The sequence below is a fragment of the Microbulbifer sp. CAU 1566 genome, from assembly GCF_023156515.1.
GTDB lineage: Bacteria > Pseudomonadota > Gammaproteobacteria > Pseudomonadales > Cellvibrionaceae > Microbulbifer.
The window spans coordinates 349,593-368,865 of record NZ_JALNMG010000005.1; the positions used below are offsets into that span (position 1 = coordinate 349,593).

The following is a 19,273-nucleotide window of genomic DNA, read 5'->3' on the forward strand; positions in this document are numbered from 1 at the left end:
GGGCGCTTTTTTGTGCCTCGGAATTCTCAGTGACCCGCAGCTTTCGGTTTATTGCGAATCCCGCACAGGTGGATTCCCGATCCAACAACTTCCAATAAGGTGATCACCATGGCTTATCTCGCTCCATCAGAATTTGTGACCAAAATGGTCGATGCGGGGGAATCGAAGATTTACATGTCCACCCGCGACACCCTCGTTCGCGCCTATATGGCCGGTGCCATTCTCGCGCTGGCCGCCGTTTTTGCGGTAACGGTGGCGGTAGCCACCGGCTCCCATCTCGTCGGTTCCATCCTGTTCCCGGTGGGGTTCTGTATGTTGTACCTGATGGGTTTCGACCTGCTGACCGGGGTATTTGTACTCGCGCCGCTGGCGTGGCTCGACAGACGCCCAGGCGTCACCTGGGGCGGTATATTGCGCAACTGGGGGCTGGTGTTTGTGGGCAACTTTGGCGGTGCGCTGACTGTTGCGGTGATGATGGCGTTCGTGTTCACCATGGGTTTTAACACGGAACCCGGTGCCGTCGGCGCCAAGCTCGCTTCCGTAGGCGAGGCTCGCACCCTGGGATACGCGGAATACGGTGCAGCCGGCTGGTTTACCATTTTCCTGCGCGGCATGCTGTGTAACTGGATGGTATCCATGGGCGTGGTGGGTGCAATGATCTCCACCAATGTGAGCGGTAAAGTCATCGCCATGTGGATGCCAATCATGCTGTTCTTCTTTATGGCCTTCGAGCACTCGGTGGTGAATATGTTCCTGTTCCCCACGGCCATTATGATGGGCGGTGATTTCTCGGTGATGGATTACCTGATCTGGAACGAAATCCCCACAGCTCTGGGTAACCTGGTCGGCGGTCTCGCCTTCACCGGCCTGACACTCTTCACCACCCACTACAAAACCGCACCCAAGCGCCAGTTGACTGCAAAGAGCAGCGCAACGGGTAAAGAAGCGCTGGCCTGATGGTCACGCAAAGCCCCGCTGCTCGCGGGGCTTATTTTTTATGAACAATTCTCTTTTACTGGATGTCGGCCAGCACAGCAGTGCGGGCCTTAAACCGGAAAACCAAGACCACTGTGGTGCCTACCTGCCACCAGAGCCACTACTGGGCATGAAAGGTGCGGCGGTTGCGATTGCCGACGGTATCAGTTCGAGCAGTGTCAGTGCCATTGCCAGTGAAACGGCGATCAAAAGCTTTCTCGACGATTACTACTGCACCTCCGACGGCTGGAGTGTACAGAACGCCGCCGAGCAGGTGCTCAAGGCCACCAATGCCTGGCTCTATGGCCAGACCCAGCAGAGCCCCTTTCGTTTTGATAAAGACAAGGGCTACGTCTGCACCTTCAGTGCCGCGGTTTTCAAAGGCACCGAAGCCCATTTATTTCACCTCGGCGACTCGCGCATCTACCGCTTGCGCCGCGGCTCACTGGAACAACTCACTCACGACCACCGCCAGTGGCTGGGCGAACACAACAGTTACCTGAGCCGCGCCCTGGGTGTAACACAACACCTGGAACTGGATTACCGCAGGCTCACTCTGGAACCCGGCGATCTGTTTATCTTCACCACCGACGGCGTGCACGAGTCCCTCTCGCAACGGGCCCTGATCCAGCACTTGGACAACCCGTCCAGCTGCCTCGACACCAGCGCCAAAACCCTGATCGCTGCCGCACTGGCCAATGGCAGTAGCGACAACCTTACGGTGCAACTGGTCAGGGTCACCGCGGTTCCAGAAGAGGTGCCCGCGCTCATCGAGCAGGCCGGCTGCTTGCCCATTCCACCGCTGCTGAAGGCCGGTGAACATTTTGACGGCTACACCATCGAGCGCGAGATACATGCAAGCAGTCGCAGCCACGTGTACCTGGCGACCGATACCGCGAGCAAGGCCCGGGTTATTCTCAAAGCGCCCTCGGTGGATATTGCCGATGACCCCGGCCACCTGGAGCGATTATTGATGGAGGAGTGGGTCGCCCGGCGCGTCAACAGTGCGCACGTTATTCGCGCTGCCACCACCCACCGCCCGCGCAATTATTTGTATATCGCCATGGAAGTGGTCGAGGGCCAGACATTGCGCCAGTGGATGATCGACAACCCACAGCCAAGCCTGGAAAAGGTACGCGGTATTGTCGAGCAGCTCGCCAGGGGACTGCAGGCGTTACACCGAGCAGAAATCCTGCATCAGGACCTGCGTCCGGAAAATATCATGATCAGCCGCGCCGGCACCGTCACGCTGATCGATCTCGGCTCTGCCCGGGTGGCGGGCATCGCGGAAACCGCCGCGGAAAACGGACAGCTGATTCTCGGCACCGCCATCTACTCGGCGCCGGAGTATTTTCTCGGGGATATGGGCACACCACGCTCGGATCTGTTTTCACTCGCGGTACTCACCTACCACCTGCTTTCCGGTGCCTTTCCCTATGGCACCGGGGTAGCGCGCTGCACAACCGTGTCAGCACAGCACAAATTGCGCTATCGCAGCGTGTTGAGCGAATTCCGGGAAATTCCCGCATGGATTGATGCCACCCTGAAAAAAGCACTGCAACCCAATCCCCTGCACCGCCATGAGGCGCTTTCAGAGTTCGTCTATGAGCTGCGCCACCCGAACCCGCAATACCAGAGCGCAAACCGGCCGCCGCTGATCGAACGTTATCCGGTGCGCTTCTGGCAAACAGTCAGCGGCGCTCTGCTGCTGGTAATTTTTTATCTGTTAAACCTGATATCCAACACCCACTAAACCCCGAAAAGTACTCTTTCAAGGAGAAACCCCATGATCAGTAACCGTCAGCAAGTCACCGATATGATTCTCGTCGCCAAGGTCCGTAAAAACCTGAAGTGGGTACAAGTGGCCGATGCCATCGGCCAGTCCAAGGAGTGGACCACTGCCGCCTGCCTGGGGCAGATGACGTTGAGCAAAGAGCAGGCCGCCGTGGTTGGCGAACTGTTTGATCTCAGCGACGAGGCGGTGGCCTGGCTGCAAATCGCGCCCTACAAAGGCTCGCTGCCCACCGCTGTGCCCAGCGACCCGCTGATCTACCGCCTCTACGAACTGGTGAATGTGTACGGCACCACCATCAAGGAACTGATCCACGAGGAATTCGGCGATGGCATCATGAGCGCCATCGACTTTTCCATGGATATTCAGCGGGAAGAAGATCCCAAGGGTGACCGGGTGAATATGGTGATGTCGGGCAAGTTCCAGCCTTACAAAATGTATTAACTGCCCCCGTTTTCTCCCGATTCACGCTGGCGGCGGCCCTGTCGCCAGCGTCATGCCGATGCAACCTTTCCCTGCCAGACTCGCTACAATACCGGTCCAGACCCGAGACCCGTACCATGAGCCTGAGCACCATTTCCTCTTCTGAATCCAGCACGGACAACACCGTTGCGCCACCCGGCACTTCTGCCGAGCTGGCCGCCGCGCAGCTGGTGGATTTTATTCACCGCTACCCGCGCCTGATGATATTGACCGGCGCCGGGGTGAGCACGGATTCCGGTATTCCCGACTACCGCGACCACAAAGGTGAGTGGAAACGCAAACCGCCAGTGGATCACCGGGATTTTATGGCGAGCGCAGCCACGCGCCAGCGCTACTGGGGGCGGGCACTGATCGGCTGGCCGGTGATCCGCAATTCGGCACCGAACCCGGCGCACTTTCACCTGGCGGAACTAGAGCGCCGTGGGCATGTGCAATTGCTGGTGACACAGAATGTGGACCGCTTGCACCAGCGGGCAGGCAGCCAGCAAGTGGTCGACCTGCACGGGCGCGCGGATGAAATTCGCTGTATGGAATGTGATTACCGCGCCAACCGGCAGACGGTGCACGACCGCAGCTACGATCTCAATCCGGCGTTTCGACATTACACCGCAGACACAGCGCCGGACGGGGATGCCGACCTGAAGGTGGATTTCAGCGGTTTTCAGGTGGCGGATTGCCCGGACTGTCGCGGCATTCTGAAACCGGACGTGGTGTTCTTTGGGGACAATGTGCCGAAGACCCGGGTGCAGTCGGCATTGGATGCGCTGCAGCAGAGCGATGGACTGTTGGTGGTGGGCTCGTCACTGATGGTGTATTCGGGGTTTCGCTTCTGTCGCTATGCGAAGGAGTGGGGCAAACCGATTGCAGCGCTGAATCTCGGGCGTACCCGGGCCGATGATTTGATAGATTTGAAATTGAGTGCGGGGATTGGGGAGACCCTAGAGCAATTACTGAAATCGCTCTAGGGCCCCGAGCTAACTAGCGGAGAAAACGTTTATTCACCTGCAGCATCGCCAATCTTGTCCTGTGTACGCAACTCAAAATCGCTGGCGTCATGGCGCTCATGCAATTGCTGTGACGGCTCGCCCCAGGTCCGGTTCACCATCTTGCCCCGTTGTACTGCAGGGCGATCACCAATTTCCTTAACCCAACGATTGACGTTCTTGTAGCTGGTCGCATCCAGAAATTCCGCCGCGTCATAAGCGTCGTTGTTCACCACCGCGCCATACCAGGGCCAGATGGCCATATCGGCGATGGTGTATTCCCTGCCCGCTATAAACGGGTGGGCTGCCAGTTGTCGATCCAGCACGTCCAGCTGGCGCTTTACTTCCATAGCGTAACGGTTAATGGGGTACTCGTATTTTTCCGGGGCATAGGCATAAAAATGCCCGAAGCCACCACCCAGGAAAGGTGCCGAGCCCATTTGCCAGAAAAGCCAGTTCAACGCCTCGGTGCGCTGCTCCGGGGTATGGGGCAGGAAGGCGCCGAATTTTTCCGCCAGGTACAACAGGATGGAACCGGATTCGAACACACGAATGGGCGGCGTGGTGCTGTGGTCCACCAGCGCCGGAATTTTGGAGTTGGGATTGATATCCACAAAGCCACTGCTGAACTGATCCCCTTCGGTAATGCGGATCAGGTGGGCATCGTACTCGGCACCCGCATGCCCGAGCGCCAGAAGCTCTTCAAGCATAATCGTGGCTTTGACGCCGTTGGGGGTCGCCAGCGAGTAGAGCTGCATCGGGTGCTTGCCCACCGGCAGTTCCTTGTCGTGGGTCGGGCCGGCAATGGGTCTGTTGATATTGGCAAACTGGCCCCCGCTTTCACTGTCCCATTTCCAGACTTTCGGTGGGGTATAAACATCCGACATATCAAAGACTCCTGAATTTATGGGAAGAATAGGGTTTAATCTCTATGGCAGATCAGGCAGGTTTTCTGCCACTTCCTCGTAAGTGGTGCTGATTTGCAAAACCTCAACGACCTGCGGCAACGGCCGTTCATATATTTTCGGTATATCCCGCTCTCCCGGTAAGCGAATTGCGTAGGCCAACTGCTCTACCGGAGGACGACATTCTGACGTCACGCCCAATTTGTTTCCTCGGGGGTCCAGTCGATACCAACCGTGCTCCTGCAAATAAACCGCGTTAAGCCCATGCAAGCAAAATCGTTCCTCACTGTCATCCAGCGATAAGCGCTGATAGCAGAGGCCCGCTGGTATCCCGTTCGCTCGCAGCAAGGCGGCCAGCAAGTGGCTTTTCGCAAAACAAAATCCTGTGCCTGCCTCCAGCACGTGCGAGGCTGCACAGGTGACAGGATTAATTCGAAAATCCCAGCTGTGCCGGATTTCATCCCTTACAAATTCGAAACAGCGCTTAACCGTCTCCTGCTGGCAACCTGTTGCTGATCGAAGCTGGCTTGCCGCCTTTTGCACCTCGGGGTGCCCGTGGTCAATAACTGGGCAGGTCTGTAGGTAAGCGTCCATGGTCTAAAAATACGGTCAAAGGTGGATACACATAAACAAGCTATTCGGATCATCTACATAGTCAGCGAATGGCGCACACAGTTCAAACCCGTGACGAGTGTAAAGCCGGTGGGCCGGCTTGAAAAAATCCATGGAGCCGGTTTCCAGGCTCAGGCGGGTGTACCCGCGTTTGCGCGCTTCTCCGAGGATATGCTGCAGCACCGCAGTAGCGATTCCCTTTCCTCGCGCCGTTGCACCGGTGCGCATGGATTTGATTTCGCCGTGCTCACTAGTAAGTTCCTTCAATGCGCCACAACCGACCAACACACCGCCATGGTAAGCAGACCAAAAAGTTATTTCTGGGCTACGTAACCCTTTCAAATCCAGAGCGTGCTTGCTCTCGGGAGGCGAAATCGCGCGCATATCGTCGATATGCGCCTGCAAAAAAACAGCAATTTCTTCTCCAGAAAGATCATCCAAAATAATTCCAGATAAATCGTCAGTCACTATAAATCCTTACAAGAACTATTACCTGAACCACCCAAACCAAATAAAAATTTTAGTCCTCAAGCATGTCAGACATCTTCACTTCCCCCCTCAACATTTTTAAGAATGTTGCTTGGCCGCCACTACCAGGAGAAAATCTTCGTGTCGTAAATGCTGAGTCCTCGAAGTCTAAAGGTTCAAAATACCGGGAGAAATTTTCAATCGTCGGAATATCGCCAAACCGAGCTGCAGCATCACAATAAACGTCTGAATACAAAAATTTCATTAGCGCTTTAAAGGCATTTGATCTAGGGAGCAAATTACCAACCCGATCTGTCTCCTTCCATGCTGTAGGCCATTTTTCTCTAACAGAAGAAAAGTAGTTGTATATGATTTCCGCAATATCCAAATCGCGACCCTCGATAAACATTTTTCGAAATGGAGTTTTACTCCACTCCCAGTCCGCAAGAGAAAGCCTCTTCCCTTCCAAAAGCAAGTTTCGGTCAAGAACCGGATCGATAGATATAAATTTGACCAGCGCCTCCACAAATGAGGCCTGGGTCAGCGGCTCCTTGCCACGACCAGGTGTTGCCGTACCCAACCTCTTAATCCTTTTATAAAAAGGACTACTTTTTTCATCATCCAAAACTACAGCCACATCGTGACATGTTTTATGAGGACTTCGAGCTTTGGCCAGTTCGGTCAAATCATAAACCAAGCTTTTATTTACTTTTGTTTGCGCCAAATTAACTGTGGCAAAGATATTTGCCTGCTCCGAAATATCCGCCCCAATAAAAATAGATACATTTATATCAAATGATCTTTCATCAAACTGAAACTCCCAATTTTCATTTTCATCCATAAATGCAGCTATTCGGTGCTGACCATCGATAACTTTCGCGATTCGATCAAATGGGATTCCATCCTCGTCAACATCCACTTCAGGAAGATAAGGCTTTAACGTCAACACTGAGCTTTCGGAATCATATTCTGCGCACTTACCATCAACAGCAAGAATCACTGAAGTTGGAAAAGTTGCATCCGAACCTTCGATATATTTTTTTATTTGTTTAATTCGCCTATCACTAACCGGCCGTTGAATTCCCAAATATTTTTCGACATCCCGTCGCTCTTGCGCTAATCGCCGAACATCCCTATATGAAATTTCCACAAGATCCTTTGCAGGCATAGAAGCAATAAAAAAATCTCCAATTGGCTGGGAAACCTTTAACACATTCAACGCCAACTCTTTCGGCACTTTTTCCATACAAATCACCCTTTAGCCAACCGTTTTCTAAACTCCATAGACTTTTCATTTTCATCAGCTCTTACATGATCTAAAAAGTTAAATTCGTTACCAAAGCTGTCAAGAATAGTCAGGTACCAACAATACAGTGAAAAAACGTACAAATACGGAGCTAATGACTCAAAAAAAACAAAAATCAAGCTTTCCTTAAAAGCTTGACTCGCAACCTTGTCAATTGTGAATGCGACCACACTTAAAACTAAAACAACTACCGCAACCAAGCAATTCAACCAATACCCTTCGAAAAATTTCCTAAAAGACATAAACCGACTATCACCGCCATCAAGTCGCGGAGATTTTTCAGTATAGCGCTCATAGATAAGGTACAAAAACGGAGGAATAAATGCGGCCGTATATACAAGCAATTCTGAAGAAGATAAAACAGTTTTCAGTACAGCGGTACTCCACGCCCCTCCTTCAGCCAAAGTAAAAAACAATGCCAACAAGACAGGCGACGTTGCACTTAACCAAAGAACAAAAAATTTCTTAACCGACCTCTGATGGCAATCTAAATTAAAATGAAAGATCGAGTTCAAAATTGGAATTTTAAGGAGGATCAACCTTGCAAACTTCAGAAACCTTGAAAAAACTTTGCAAATCCATTCACCCACACTCAAAAGCATTTTATCACGACCTCTTCATACTTCCCTCTGCTCGCCACACTCCCCGAAATCGTACTCTTCCGCTTGAGAGTTGTTATTTCACCGACCCCAGAGTACAAATCGACAATACTTGCGTGACTTGCATTTGTTACCATTACTTTTGCGCCTTGTGAACAAGCGGCCTCAACTGCATCCTTTAGGCGACATTGATCCGACCATGTAAATATACTTTCGTTATACTTCACAAAGCCATTTTTGTTATGGAGCACGGTGTAGGGAGGATCAACAAATAGAAAATCCCCTTTTTTTGCCATAGAAATAGTTTTTTCAAAATCGCAGGACTGCAAGGTTACGTTGCGCAAAAGCTTTGAGATAAATTCAAAATCATCTTCTTCCTGGAATACACTGCTTTTTGTTCCAATTGGGACATTGAACTCGCCCTTCCTATTAACCCGGTACAAACCATTCCAACACGTTCTATTTAAATAAATAAATCGAGCTGCCCGACCGACATCGCTGCGAGGTTTTGACGAGCGAAGTTTATAATAATAGTCAAAGTCGTGCTTTTTATGGTGTTTCTTAAGCTTAGAAACAAGTAATTCCCAGTCATGCTTTATCACGGAATAAACATTAATTAATTCATCATTGCTATCGGATAAAATGGCGCGTCTTGGCTGCAAACCAAAAAAGACTGCACCCCCACCAAGAAAAGGCTCAATAAATCGCTCATAAGAAAAATCAAATAAAGAACTATGAGACTCCATCAACCAACGTTTACCACCAGCCCACTTTAAAAAAGGAATATTTTTTTTTGTACTCACAAGCGAAAACCACAATGCATTGTCGATCCGGCGCACTATTCGCAGCCAATCGGATGCTAACAATACGGCGTAATTAAAATTCAAAATTTCGTTATAGTGTCAACAATATCCTACTCAGAGCGATCAAGACACCACTTTTGTGGCGAACATCGTGCTATCAATTCCACAACCTTTGGTGAGATTTACTGCCCTCAACCCACCCCCAGCTGGTCAACTTTTGCACAGATCGGTTGAGGTGAAATTGGCAACCTCCCTTCCAGATGAGAACCGTGCGCTGCGCTCGGCACCCCGCCATTGTTGAAGCCCCCCTGCCCCTCCCCCATAATACCGCCCCAATTTCAATCAATGCGCCGCCTGTCGCCAACTGCAGGCAAGTGCCCGCAAACGGGCAACTTGCTAGTCTTGTTTAACAGGTGCCCAAATTTTGTACTACGCCAACTCAGTACCCGGGGCCAAAGCGGTGGCCCGAACGGAATCACTATGACCGAATTCACCGTCATCCTGCTCTCCACCATTCTGGTGAACAACTATGTGCTGGTGCAGTTTCTCGGCCTCTGCCCGTTTATGGGGGTTTCCAACAAGCTGGAAACGGCCATCGGCATGGCCGGCGCTACCACCTTTGTACTGACGCTGGCAGCTATTTGTTCCTATCTGGTGAACACCTACCTACTCGAGCCCTTTGGCATGGAGTACCTGCGCACCATTTCCTTCATTCTGGTGATTGCGGTGGTGGTGCAGTTTGCGCGGATGTTTATCGAGAAAACCAGCCCGCTGCTGTACCGGGTACTCGGTGTCTTCCTGCCACTTATTACCACCAACTGCGCGGTGCTTGGTGTGGCGCTGCAGAACACCCTGAAGGCAAATAATTTCGTGCAGTCCACGCTTTACGGTTTTGGCGCTGCGGTGGGCTTTTCCCTGGTACTGATTCTGTTCTCCGCGATGCGCGAACGACTGGCGGTGGCGGATGTCCCCAAACCCTTCAAAGGTGCAGCCATCGGCATGATGACCGCGGGCTTGATGTCCCTGGCCTTTATGGGCTTCAGCGGACTGGTATAAGGAGGAGGCGACGATGGAATGGCTGTCTGAAGTATCCACGCCCCTGCTGATTCTCGGCGGTATGGCACTGGCATTTGGCGCCCTGCTGGGTTTTGCCGCGGTGCGCTTCAAGGTGGAGGGCGACCCGATTGTCGACCAGATCGACGCCCTGCTACCACAGACCCAGTGCGGCCAGTGTGGCCACCCCGGGTGCCGCCCCTATGCCGAAGCCATCGCCAATGGCGAGGCCATCAACAAGTGCCCTCCGGGTGGGCAGGCCACCATCAATGAGCTGGCCAACCTGCTGGATGTGGAAGCTACCCCCCTGGATGCCGAGCACGGCGTGGAAGACGTCAAGAAAGTGGCGTTTATCCGCGAAGCGGAATGTATCGGCTGCACCAAGTGCATTCAGGCCTGCCCGGTCGACGCCATTGTCGGCGCCGCCAAACAGATGCACACGGTCATCGTGGACGAGTGCACCGGCTGTGACCTATGTGTAGAGCCGTGCCCGGTGGACTGTATCGATATGGTGCCGCTGGAAACACAGCTGCAGCAGTGGCACCCGCATAAACCCAAAGACGGAATTCAATTGATCGCCAGCGACCGCCCCGATCTGCACCCCAGCGACCGGAGTGCAGCATGAGCCAGGTAGATGAACGACAGAGCGCCAGCGAGCGCCGCGCTGCCCGCGAAGCCCACCTGATCGCCAGTGAAAAAGCCCGGGACCTGTCCCGGGAACTGAAGATCAGCGATTTCCACGGCGGTATCCACCCGCCGGAGAACAAACACCAGAGTACCGGTGAAGCCATCGGCACTATTCCCCTGGCGGAAGATTTGATCGTACCGCTGAATCAGCACATCGGCGCCACCGCCATTCCACTGGTGAAGTTGGGCGACCTGGTCTTGAAGGGCCAGAAAATTGCCGAGGCCGACGGCCCGGTGAGCTGCCCGGTACACGCGCCTTCCTCCGGTAAAATCGTCGCCATCGAGCCCATGGCGGTACCGCATCCCTCGGGGATGGTGGCGGACTGTATCCAGATCCGCACCGACGGCCGCGATGAATGGTGTGCGCTCACTCCGCTGGAAAACTACGCGGAGCGCGATATCGATGACGTGCTGGAGCAAATCCGCGACTGCGGTATCGCCGGCATGGGCGGCGCCGGCTTTCCCACCGCGGTCAAACTGAACCCCCGCGGCGGTGCAGAGATCGATACCCTGATCATCAACGGCACTGAGTGCGAACCCTATATCACCGCGGACGATATGCTGATGCGCGAGCGCGCAGAGGAAATCGTCAAGGGTGTGGAAATACTCGCACACCTGCTGGATCAGCCAGAGCGGGTATTGATCGGCATTGAAGACAACAAACCGGAAGCCATCCAGGCGATGAAAAAGGCGGCCGAAGGCACCCGCTTTCACGTAGTCGTTTTCCCTACCAAATACCCCTCCGGTGGTGAAAAGCAGCTGATCGAAATCCTCACCGGGCGCGAGGTACCCAACGAGGGACTGCCAGCCCATGTTGGCATCGTGTGCCAGAACGTGGGCACCGCGCGCGCGGTGTATCGGGCGGTAGCACTCGGTGAGCCGCTGATCAGCCGCGTCACCACGGTGGTGGGCGAGTCCCTTGAACGGCAGCGCAATATCGAGGTGCCACTGGGCACCCCCATCCGCCACATTCTGGAAAACCACGGACTGGATCGAAAACAACTGCAGCGTATCGTCATCGGCGGCCCCATGATGGGCTACACCATCGAGGACGAAAACGCGCCGGTGGTGAAAACCACCAACTGTATTCTCGCGCCCACCAATAAAGAGTTGCCGCCACCGCCGCCGGCCCAGGCCTGTATCCGCTGTGGCCTCTGTGCGGAAGCGTGTCCCGCCAGCCTGCTGCCGCAGCAGCTGTACTGGTATGCGCGGGCAGAAGACCGGGAAAAACTGCAGGCCTACAACCTGTTCGACTGTATCGAATGCGGCGCCTGCTCCTACGTATGCCCGTCGAGTATTCCCCTGGTGCAGTACTACCGCGCCGCCAAAGGGGATATCCGCGAGGCGCGTCTGGAAAAAGAAAAGGCCGACCGCGCCCGCGAACGCTTCGAATACCGCAAACTGCGCCTGGAAAAAGCAGAGCAGGAAAAAGAAGCCAAACGGCTGGCACGCAAGCAAGCCGCCGAGGAAGCCCGCAAGCAGCGGGAGCAGAATGCCGACAGCCCGGAAGCGAAAGCCGCCAAGCAGGAATCGGATGTGGTGGCCGCGGCCCTCGCCCGGGTAAAAGCCAAGCAGGCCTCCCCGGAGCAGCAACTGGCCCGCGCCCAGCGCACCCTCACCAGTGCCGAACACCGGGTCCAGCGTATGCAGGGCAAGGTCGCCGAGGCGGACGAGGCACAGAAGGCCCAGCTGGAAGCCCAGCTCAAAACTGCCGAGCTGAAACTGCAGGAGGCCCGCGACAAACTGGCAGAAGCCGAAAAGCTGGCCGCCAGTGCCCCCGCACCCGCGGAACAGCCGCAAGCCGAGTCAGACTCGGGGTCAGAATCACCCAGCGTCACCGACGACAAGCTCACCGTGGCCGGCGCTTCTTCGTCTGCCGCGGGCGATGCCATTGCCCGGGCCAAGGCCGCGGCGGCTGCCCGCGCCAGCCAGAGTCCGGAAGAAAAGCTGGCCTCCGAGATTGAAGCGCTGAAAAAACGGGTAGAAAAAGCCCAGGCGCGACTGGAAAAAGCACGCAGTGAAGACGACCCCAACACCGTCGCCTTCGAAACCGCACTGAACAAATTGCAGGAAAAACTGGCGGACAAACAGCGCCAGGCCGGCGATCAGGCCTGACCGGGAAAACGAACCGGGAAAATTAGAGAATCCATATGTCCCTGATGCGAATCACTTCCCCCCACGCCCACTCCGGCCAGAGCACATCCAGAGTGATGCTGCAGGTGGCCGCGGCGACCATCCCGGGCGTACTGGCGCTGGTGGTCTACTTCGGGGTGGGTGTGCTGTTCAATATTGCACTCTGTGTAATCACCGCGCTGGCCTCCGAGGCGGCGGTGATGAAACTGCGCAAGCGCCCGGTAGGCTTTTACCTGAAGGATTACAGCGCGCTGGTCACCGCCCTGCTGCTGGGCATCGCCCTGCCCCCCTACTGCGCCTGGTGGCTGCCGGTAGTGGGTGCCTTTACCGCGATCGTGCTGGCCAAACAGCTCTACGGCGGCATGGGCTACAACCCCTTCAACCCCGCCATGGTGGGTTACGTGGTATTGCTGATCAGCTTCCCGGTAGAGATGACCCGTTGGGTGGCGCCGGCGGAGCTGATCCAGAGTACACCGGGGCTGGATGAAACCCTGTCGCTGATGTTCGGCGGAATGAATGTGGATGGCTTTACCCGCGCCACCCCGCTGGAAATCGTGCGCCACAACCAGTCCACCATCCTGTCCCAGCTGTACGAGATGGAGCCGGTATTCAGCAAGGGCGCCATTGCCGGCCTCGGCTGGGAGATGGCCAACGTCGGCTTTCTACTGGGTGGCCTCTTCCTGCTGTTCCGCCGACTGATTACCTGGCACGCGCCGGTGGCCATGCTGGTCACCCTGGCAGCACTCTCCGTGGTTTTCTACGATGGCGGCAGTTCCCTGAGTGAGGGCTCACCGCTGCTGCACCTCTTCTCCGGCGCCACCATGCTCGGTGCTTTCTTTATCGTCACCGACCCGGTGAGCGGTTGTACCAGCAACAAGGGCCGGCTGATTTTCGGCGCCGGCGTCGGCCTGCTGGTATTTGTGATTCGCGCCTGGGGGGCCTACCCGGATGCGGTGGCCTTTGCGGTACTACTGATGAACTTCGCCGCGCCCTTTATCGACAATTACACCCTGCCCCGCACCTACGGCCACAAAGCTGCCCGCAAGGCCACCGACCTGGAGGAACAGTGATGCTGAAGCGCTCCATCGGTAGCAACGCCGCCATTCTCGCCCTGTTTGCCCTGGTCACCGCGGGTACCCTCGCGGTGACCCAGATCACCACCAGGGAGCCCATTGAGCGGGCCATTCGCGAGGCCTCCGCCAAGGCGCTGCTGGAAATCATCCCCATCGACCGCCACAGCAATGACCTGCTGGTGGACACCTACCCCATTCCCAAACAGTACTGGGCGCTGCTGGGACTGAAGCAGGAAGCCAACATCAACCTGGCGCGGGAGCCGGGCGGCGCCATCAATGCGGTGATTATTCCCGCGGTAGCCCCGGACGGCTATTCCGGCCCCATCCGCATTCTGGTGGGCGTGAACCGCGATGGCACCGTGGCCGGCGTGCGAGTCACCAACCATGCGGAAACCCCGGGCCTCGGCGACAAGGTGGAAGTGAAAAAGAGCGACTGGGTACTGTCGTTTAACGGCACCTCACTGCAAGACCCACAGCGGGACCAGTGGAAAGTACAGAAAGACGGTGGCGCCTTCGACCAGTTCACGGGTGCCACCATCACCCCGCGGGCGGTGGTGAACCAGGTGCGCAAGGTGCTGGACTTTGTGGCCGAGCACCACCAGCAGATCTTCAGCGCACCGGTATCCAAGCGTGCGGTGGAAGTTGAGCAATCCCCAGAGCAGCAGCCAGCAGAAGCGGAGAACAACTGATGGCCACTCCCAGCCCCACGCCCGACTACCGGGAAATTACCCACAACGGCCTGTGGAAAAACAACCCGGCGCTGGTACAGCTGCTGGGACTCTGCCCGCTGCTGGCCGTTACCGGCTCGGTGGTCAACGCCATTGGCCTCGGCCTCGCCACCACCGCGGTGTTGGCCTGCTCCAACCTCGCCGTCTCCCTGGTGCGCCACCAGATGCCGGAAACCGTGCGCCTGCCCGCCTCGGTGATGATCATCGCCACCTTTGTGACCTGTGCCGAGCTGCTGATGAAAGCCTTCACTTACGAGCTCTATCTGGTGCTGGGGATTTTTATTCCGCTGATCGTCACCAACTGCGCCATTCTGGGCCGCGCCGATGCCTTTGCCAGTAAAAATCCGGTACTGCCTTCACTGCTGGATGGACTGATGATGGGCGCGGGGTTCAGTGCAGTACTGATTGTGATTGGCGCAGTGCGGGAAATTATCGGCCGCGGCACCCTGTTCAGTGATATGGACCTGCTGCTCGGCCCGGTGGCTGCCAACTGGACACTGCCGGTGCTGGGGCAGGATTACAGCGGCTTCCTGGTTGCAGTTCTACCACCCGGGGCCTTTCTCGTCGCCGGCCTTCTCATCGCCGCGAAAAACGCCATCGATGCCCGTATTGAACGCCGCCGTATGGCCAGTGTGAACATTGTCAGCGGCAGTAAAAGGGTAAGGACGACAGGGAAAATTCATTGACGGTGCCAACCCGTAATAATGGGCACAACAAATTATCAGCGCGTTGAATTATTAGCGTGTCACTAAGAATAAATTATTCAACTTTTAAAGCCGACCCAGTGTCGGCTTTTTTACATCTGCGCCATGACCAATTGGCCGTTGCTTTCAAGCCAATTTATGCGACTCACGATAAAATTGGTCTACTTTCCGAAGCATCCTTCAACTAACGTTCTACTGTAATAAAATGTAATGGGATTTACTTCACAATCCGCCATTCCTGAGTAGCTAAGCCCCCGCACATCGTTAAAATAGCCGTCCGTTCCAGCGTGTCTTACCAGTCGAATCTATTCATGGCGATAAGCCCGCGATATTCGTTAGACTGATCGCATAACGATAAGACTGCTGCACTTTGAGAGCGGGAAACTATGTTTAGGCCACGTCGGTACAGGCAACGTCGCCCACGTTCATACAACGCTATTTTCATCTGGATTTCGTATTACCTGATATTCGATAGCTCACTGCTTACTACTCCAAAGGAATTACCCGCACCATGACTTTAGACAATGGAAAGTCTGAACTGGTCTATCAAGGGCGCAAAGCCCAGCGTGCCGATAGCCGCCAACGCCGGAAAGCCATCCTCGAAGCGACCCTGCGGCTCATTGTCAAAGAAGGAATCCGCGGTATTCGCCACCGTGCCGTTGCAAAAGAAGCAGCCGTTCCCCTCGCAGCAACCACCTATTACTTCAAAGACCTGGACGATCTGATCAGTGATTCGTTCACCTACTTTGTCGAACAAAATATTGATCAAACCCGGCACCTCCAGGAAGAGAGTTTTAGCGCCGCGCGCCAGCTCACGCCGGAGCAGCTGGCCTCCCCCGCCGGACGTCGCCACCTGATCCAACAACTGACTCGCTTTGTGCTATCCCATATTCGCGCCCAGGCTAGCAACCGCGATCTTCGAGTCATTGAGCTGGCATTCAAAAATGAGGCGTTGCGCAACGAGCAACTGACTCGCGCGGTGCGCATGGCAAACCAGGCCACAGAAAATCTGATTGTGGAATTCTTTGACCTGCTGCAGGTCGCGGACTCCCGCGCGGCAGCCCAGATTGTGCACGGCACAATCCTCAATCTGGAATTTCAGGTGTTAAGCAACGCCGTGTCACTGGACTCGCCCCTGTTGGAGCGCACCGTGACGATGATGATCAAAGGACTGATCCCGGCACAAGTTGAAGAAGACGCCCAACAGCCGCTGGCAAGCACCTAACACTGCTCGCTCCCGGCCTAGTTACAGCCCATATACAGTCCCCTTACCGCCCCCAAACCGGCACCGTAGGAGCAGTCATTGCCTGCGCTGCCGGTTGCGCTGGCCACCGCCTTCACATGCGGCTTCCCTCATCTTTCTTTTCCCCAGCCTTCCCTGGCTCCCCAAACACCACCGGCCGCCATCCCTGTCTAAACTGAAAAGACGCCGGCATTACAAGGTCCGGCGCTGCCAAATAGCCTGCCAGGGCCGCCCCAACATTACAGGAACCTGCTGGAATTCAGATGTACTCGGACAGGTCACAAGCCACACTGCCCTATCGCTGCGCCGTCATATTCCTGGCCTTTACCCTGGCGTGGATGGCGACCGGTTGTCAAAAGAAGGCACCGACTGCGCCCGGTGCGGGTGAGACCGAAGCCACCGCAATCACAACACCCGAAGCACCCTCAACAGGGAACGAGGACCCGGAAGCCAGCAATAGCGAGGAAGAGCGTTCAGCGAATGCCGACGACGAGAAAATCTCCCTGCTCACTGACCCCGATAGCCCGGTCATGTCCCCGGAGCTCGCCGGCGAATATCCCATCGACAGGATCAAAAACTACGAAGAAAAAGGTGACCTGAGCGCCATCGCAAAGCACGGCAAGCTGCGGATTCTTGTGGATATCGGCAACATCGCATCGCTCCACCGCGCCGCCACTCGCCAGGACCTGGAAATCGACCAGGCGCGACGACTGGCGGCTCGCCTCGGATTGGACCCCGTGGTTTTGCATGTGAATAATTTCTCCCAGCTGATCGAATACCTGGTCCAGGGCAAAGGTGACATTATCGCGAATGACCTGGTCATTACCGATGAACGCAAAGCACTGATCGACTTCTCAACCCCGGTAGCCAATACCAGGCTGGTGCTGGTTTCGCACAACGACACGCCTGATATCGACAAGCAGCCAAGCCTGAAAGGCAAAGTACTGGCGGTTACCAGAGGAACTGTATTCGAAGAAAAAGCCAAACGCTTTGCCAGTGAACATCCCGAACTGGTGCTCAAGGTGGTTGACACCAACTATGTGGACCTGGCGGTTGAGGTGGCGCAGAAAGATATCGACTTCACGATTCTCGACGATGCCGCCCTCAGCCAGACAATGCAGTTTCGCGATGAACTGAAGAAAAATCACACCTTCCCGGAGCCGCTACAAATCGCCTGGGCCATCCGCAAAGACTCACCGGAACTGATGAAGGCGATCAACGACAAAATCCGCCATATCAAGCTGACAAGATCGACAAAGCGGGTGGTCGATGATCTGGATAAAATCAAGAAACGCGGCGTCCTCAGAGCCATTACACGCAACAACCCCGGCAGCTACTTTATGTGGAAAGGCCGTGTACTGGGTTATGAATTCGAGTTACTGGAGGCCTTTGCCAAAGACCAGGACCTTCGCCTGGAAGTTATCGTCGTGCCGGATCACGCGTCGTTTATAAAAATGCTGGAGGACGGAAAAGCCGATGTAGCCGCAAACCTGCTGGCACCGACACAGCGGCGAAAATCCCAGGGAATGGCCTTCAGCAGCCCCACCCATATGGCAAAAGTCGGGGTGGTATCCCTCAAGAAACAAGACGACGAGCAAGGACTGGAAACTCTGTCCGACCTGTCCGGGCGCACCGTGTACCTGAGAGAGGGCAGCAGTCATTTTGACCTGTTTCAGAAAATCAAGGAGCAGGTTCCCGGGGTCAATCTGGAGCTGGTTCCTGAAACCCTGGATATACAGCAGATTTTTGATCACATTGCCACCGGCGAGTACGACGTCACTTTTTCCGACGATATTACCGTCAACATGGAGCGCAGCTGGCGCGACGACCTGCACTTCGACCTTGACCTGAATGACGATCACGCACACAGCTGGATGGTTCGGGATAACAACCCGGAGCTGTTAAAAGCCATCAACCGATTCCTGGAAAAGAAGAAAACCGTCGAAAAGCGCGCGCAGCTCTACAAAAAGTATTTCAACTCCCCCAGGCCATCACGGGATGAAATCATGGCGTTGACGGCAAAAGGGGAAATCTCGCCTTTTGATGGGCTGGTACAAAAGTATGCCAAGGAGTTTGATTTTGACTGGCGACTGGTGATCGCCCAGATGTTTCAGGAGAGCAGTTTCAATCCCAAAGCGAAGTCCTGGGTTGGCGCCCGCGGACTGATGCAGGTCATGCCCGACACCGGCAAGCAAGTCGGTGAAAAAAATCTTTTCGACCCAGAAACCAGCGTGCGCGCGGGTATGAAATACCTGGAATGGCTTTACCGAAAATTTGAAGACAAACAGATCAGTCCGGAAAACATGATGTGGTTTACCCTTGCCTCCTACAATGCAGGGCTCGGCCATGTCTACGACGCACAGGACCTGGCGGAAGAAAAAGGCTGGGACCGGAAAGTCTGGTTTGGCAATGTGGAAAATGCCATGCTGCTGCTATCCCAGAAAAAATACTACCGTAAAGCCCGCTACGGATATGCCCGCGGTCGCGAGCCCTATGATTATGTCCGCAAAATTGAGGCGCGATTCAGAACCTATGTAGCCCTGCTGGATGCCCACAAACGGCAGTCCGATGATGTCACCCTGGCCTTCCTGGCACTCCCTGCCGCCCTGTGGCAGCCCGCCCGGCTACCAGGAAAGACATTTCGCCGCCGGCGCCGAGGTAATCCCACTAACCGGCGAGTCCACAGCTAGACTTTCAGGAAAGCTATTGGATGATGTAAAGACGTA

General features: G+C 55.2%; 18 protein-coding genes. 12 read left to right on the forward strand and 6 right to left on the reverse strand.

The genetic code is table 11. From position 1 onward, the window contains the following. Positions 1-108 precede the first annotated feature (108 nt). The 4 genes from M0G74_RS14385 to M0G74_RS14400 all read left to right on the forward strand — a co-directional run bounded on the left by M0G74_RS14385 (position 109) and on the right by M0G74_RS14400 (position 4,215). A complete protein-coding gene (locus M0G74_RS14385) occupies positions 109-957 on the forward strand; it encodes a formate/nitrite transporter family protein (RefSeq protein ID WP_160154436.1) in 849 nt (282 codons plus the stop codon). 40 nt (positions 958-997) lie between these two features. After that, the gene (locus tag M0G74_RS14390) at positions 998-2,728 is read left to right on the forward strand and encodes a bifunctional protein-serine/threonine kinase/phosphatase (protein ID WP_248218966.1); all 1,731 of its coding nucleotides are present in this window, start codon (positions 998-1,000) and stop codon (positions 2,726-2,728) included. Between the two features lie 33 nt (positions 2,729-2,761). Beyond that, on the forward strand, positions 2,762-3,211 hold the full coding sequence (cynS, locus tag M0G74_RS14395) for a cyanase (RefSeq protein ID WP_248218967.1): 450 nt from the start codon (positions 2,762-2,764) through the stop codon (positions 3,209-3,211). Positions 3,212-3,327: 116 nt separating this feature from the next. Continuing rightward, positions 3,328-4,215 (forward strand): NAD-dependent protein deacetylase, encoded by an 888-nt coding sequence (locus tag M0G74_RS14400; RefSeq protein ID WP_248218968.1) that lies wholly within the window; start codon positions 3,328-3,330, stop codon positions 4,213-4,215. Between the two features lie 29 nt (positions 4,216-4,244). Here M0G74_RS14400 and yghU read toward each other — a convergent pair whose 3' ends face one another. The 6 genes from yghU to M0G74_RS14430 are packed head-to-tail and all read right to left on the reverse strand — an operon-like array spanning position 4,245 to position 8,926. Beyond that, positions 4,245-5,120, reverse strand: a complete 876-nt coding sequence (gene yghU / locus M0G74_RS14405; RefSeq protein ID WP_248218970.1) for a glutathione-dependent disulfide-bond oxidoreductase — start codon at positions 5,118-5,120, stop codon at positions 4,245-4,247. Positions 5,121-5,162: 42 nt separating this feature from the next. Continuing rightward, complete coding sequence (locus M0G74_RS14410) at positions 5,163-5,732, reverse strand: transglutaminase family protein (protein ID WP_248218972.1); 570 nt, start codon at positions 5,730-5,732, stop codon at positions 5,163-5,165. A gap of 15 nt (positions 5,733-5,747) precedes the next feature. Next, a complete protein-coding gene (locus M0G74_RS14415; protein WP_248218974.1) occupies positions 5,748-6,218 on the reverse strand; it encodes a GNAT family N-acetyltransferase in 471 nt (156 codons plus the stop codon). 52 nt (positions 6,219-6,270) lie between these two features. Then, positions 6,271-7,464, reverse strand: coding sequence for a DGQHR domain-containing protein (locus M0G74_RS14420; protein ID WP_248218983.1), 1,194 nt, complete (start codon positions 7,462-7,464; stop codon positions 6,271-6,273). A 5-nt stretch (positions 7,465-7,469) separates the two neighbouring features. After that, complete coding sequence (locus M0G74_RS14425; protein WP_248218984.1) at positions 7,470-8,126, reverse strand: hypothetical protein; 657 nt, start codon at positions 8,124-8,126, stop codon at positions 7,470-7,472. Next, positions 8,117-8,926: a Dam family site-specific DNA-(adenine-N6)-methyltransferase gene (locus M0G74_RS14430; protein WP_248219004.1), complete on the reverse strand. Its 810-nt coding sequence runs from the start codon at positions 8,924-8,926 to the stop codon at positions 8,117-8,119. The genes M0G74_RS14425 and M0G74_RS14430 overlap by 10 nt, the downstream gene beginning before the upstream one ends. 480 nt (positions 8,927-9,406) lie before the next feature. Between M0G74_RS14430 and rsxA the strand changes: the two genes are divergently transcribed. The 8 genes from rsxA to M0G74_RS14470 all read left to right on the forward strand — a co-directional run bounded on the left by rsxA (position 9,407) and on the right by M0G74_RS14470 (position 19,237). Next, positions 9,407-9,982, forward strand: a complete 576-nt coding sequence (gene rsxA / locus M0G74_RS14435) for an electron transport complex subunit RsxA (protein ID WP_160154442.1) — start codon at positions 9,407-9,409, stop codon at positions 9,980-9,982. 13 nt (positions 9,983-9,995) lie between these two features. Next, on the forward strand, positions 9,996-10,604 hold the full coding sequence (gene rsxB, locus M0G74_RS14440; RefSeq protein WP_160154443.1) for an electron transport complex subunit RsxB: 609 nt from the start codon (positions 9,996-9,998) through the stop codon (positions 10,602-10,604). Further along, positions 10,601-12,781: an electron transport complex subunit RsxC gene (rsxC, locus tag M0G74_RS14445; protein WP_248219008.1), complete on the forward strand. Its 2,181-nt coding sequence runs from the start codon at positions 10,601-10,603 to the stop codon at positions 12,779-12,781. The genes rsxB and rsxC overlap by 4 nt, the downstream gene beginning before the upstream one ends. Before the next feature lie 35 nt (positions 12,782-12,816). Next, positions 12,817-13,869: an electron transport complex subunit RsxD gene (gene rsxD, locus M0G74_RS14450; protein WP_248219012.1), complete on the forward strand. Its 1,053-nt coding sequence runs from the start codon at positions 12,817-12,819 to the stop codon at positions 13,867-13,869. Then, the gene (gene rsxG / locus M0G74_RS14455; RefSeq protein WP_248219027.1) at positions 13,869-14,561 is read left to right on the forward strand and encodes an electron transport complex subunit RsxG; all 693 of its coding nucleotides are present in this window, start codon (positions 13,869-13,871) and stop codon (positions 14,559-14,561) included. The genes rsxD and rsxG overlap by 1 nt, the downstream gene beginning before the upstream one ends. Then, a complete protein-coding gene (locus tag M0G74_RS14460) occupies positions 14,561-15,286 on the forward strand; it encodes an electron transport complex subunit E (RefSeq protein WP_248219029.1) in 726 nt (241 codons plus the stop codon). Before rsxG ends, M0G74_RS14460 begins: the two co-directional genes overlap by 1 nt. Before the next feature lie 529 nt (positions 15,287-15,815). Next, the gene (locus tag M0G74_RS14465; RefSeq protein ID WP_248219033.1) at positions 15,816-16,529 is read left to right on the forward strand and encodes a TetR/AcrR family transcriptional regulator; all 714 of its coding nucleotides are present in this window, start codon (positions 15,816-15,818) and stop codon (positions 16,527-16,529) included. 281 nt (positions 16,530-16,810) lie between these two features. Further along, positions 16,811-19,237: a transporter substrate-binding domain-containing protein gene (locus M0G74_RS14470; protein ID WP_248219036.1), complete on the forward strand. Its 2,427-nt coding sequence runs from the start codon at positions 16,811-16,813 to the stop codon at positions 19,235-19,237. Positions 19,238-19,273 lie beyond the last annotated feature (36 nt).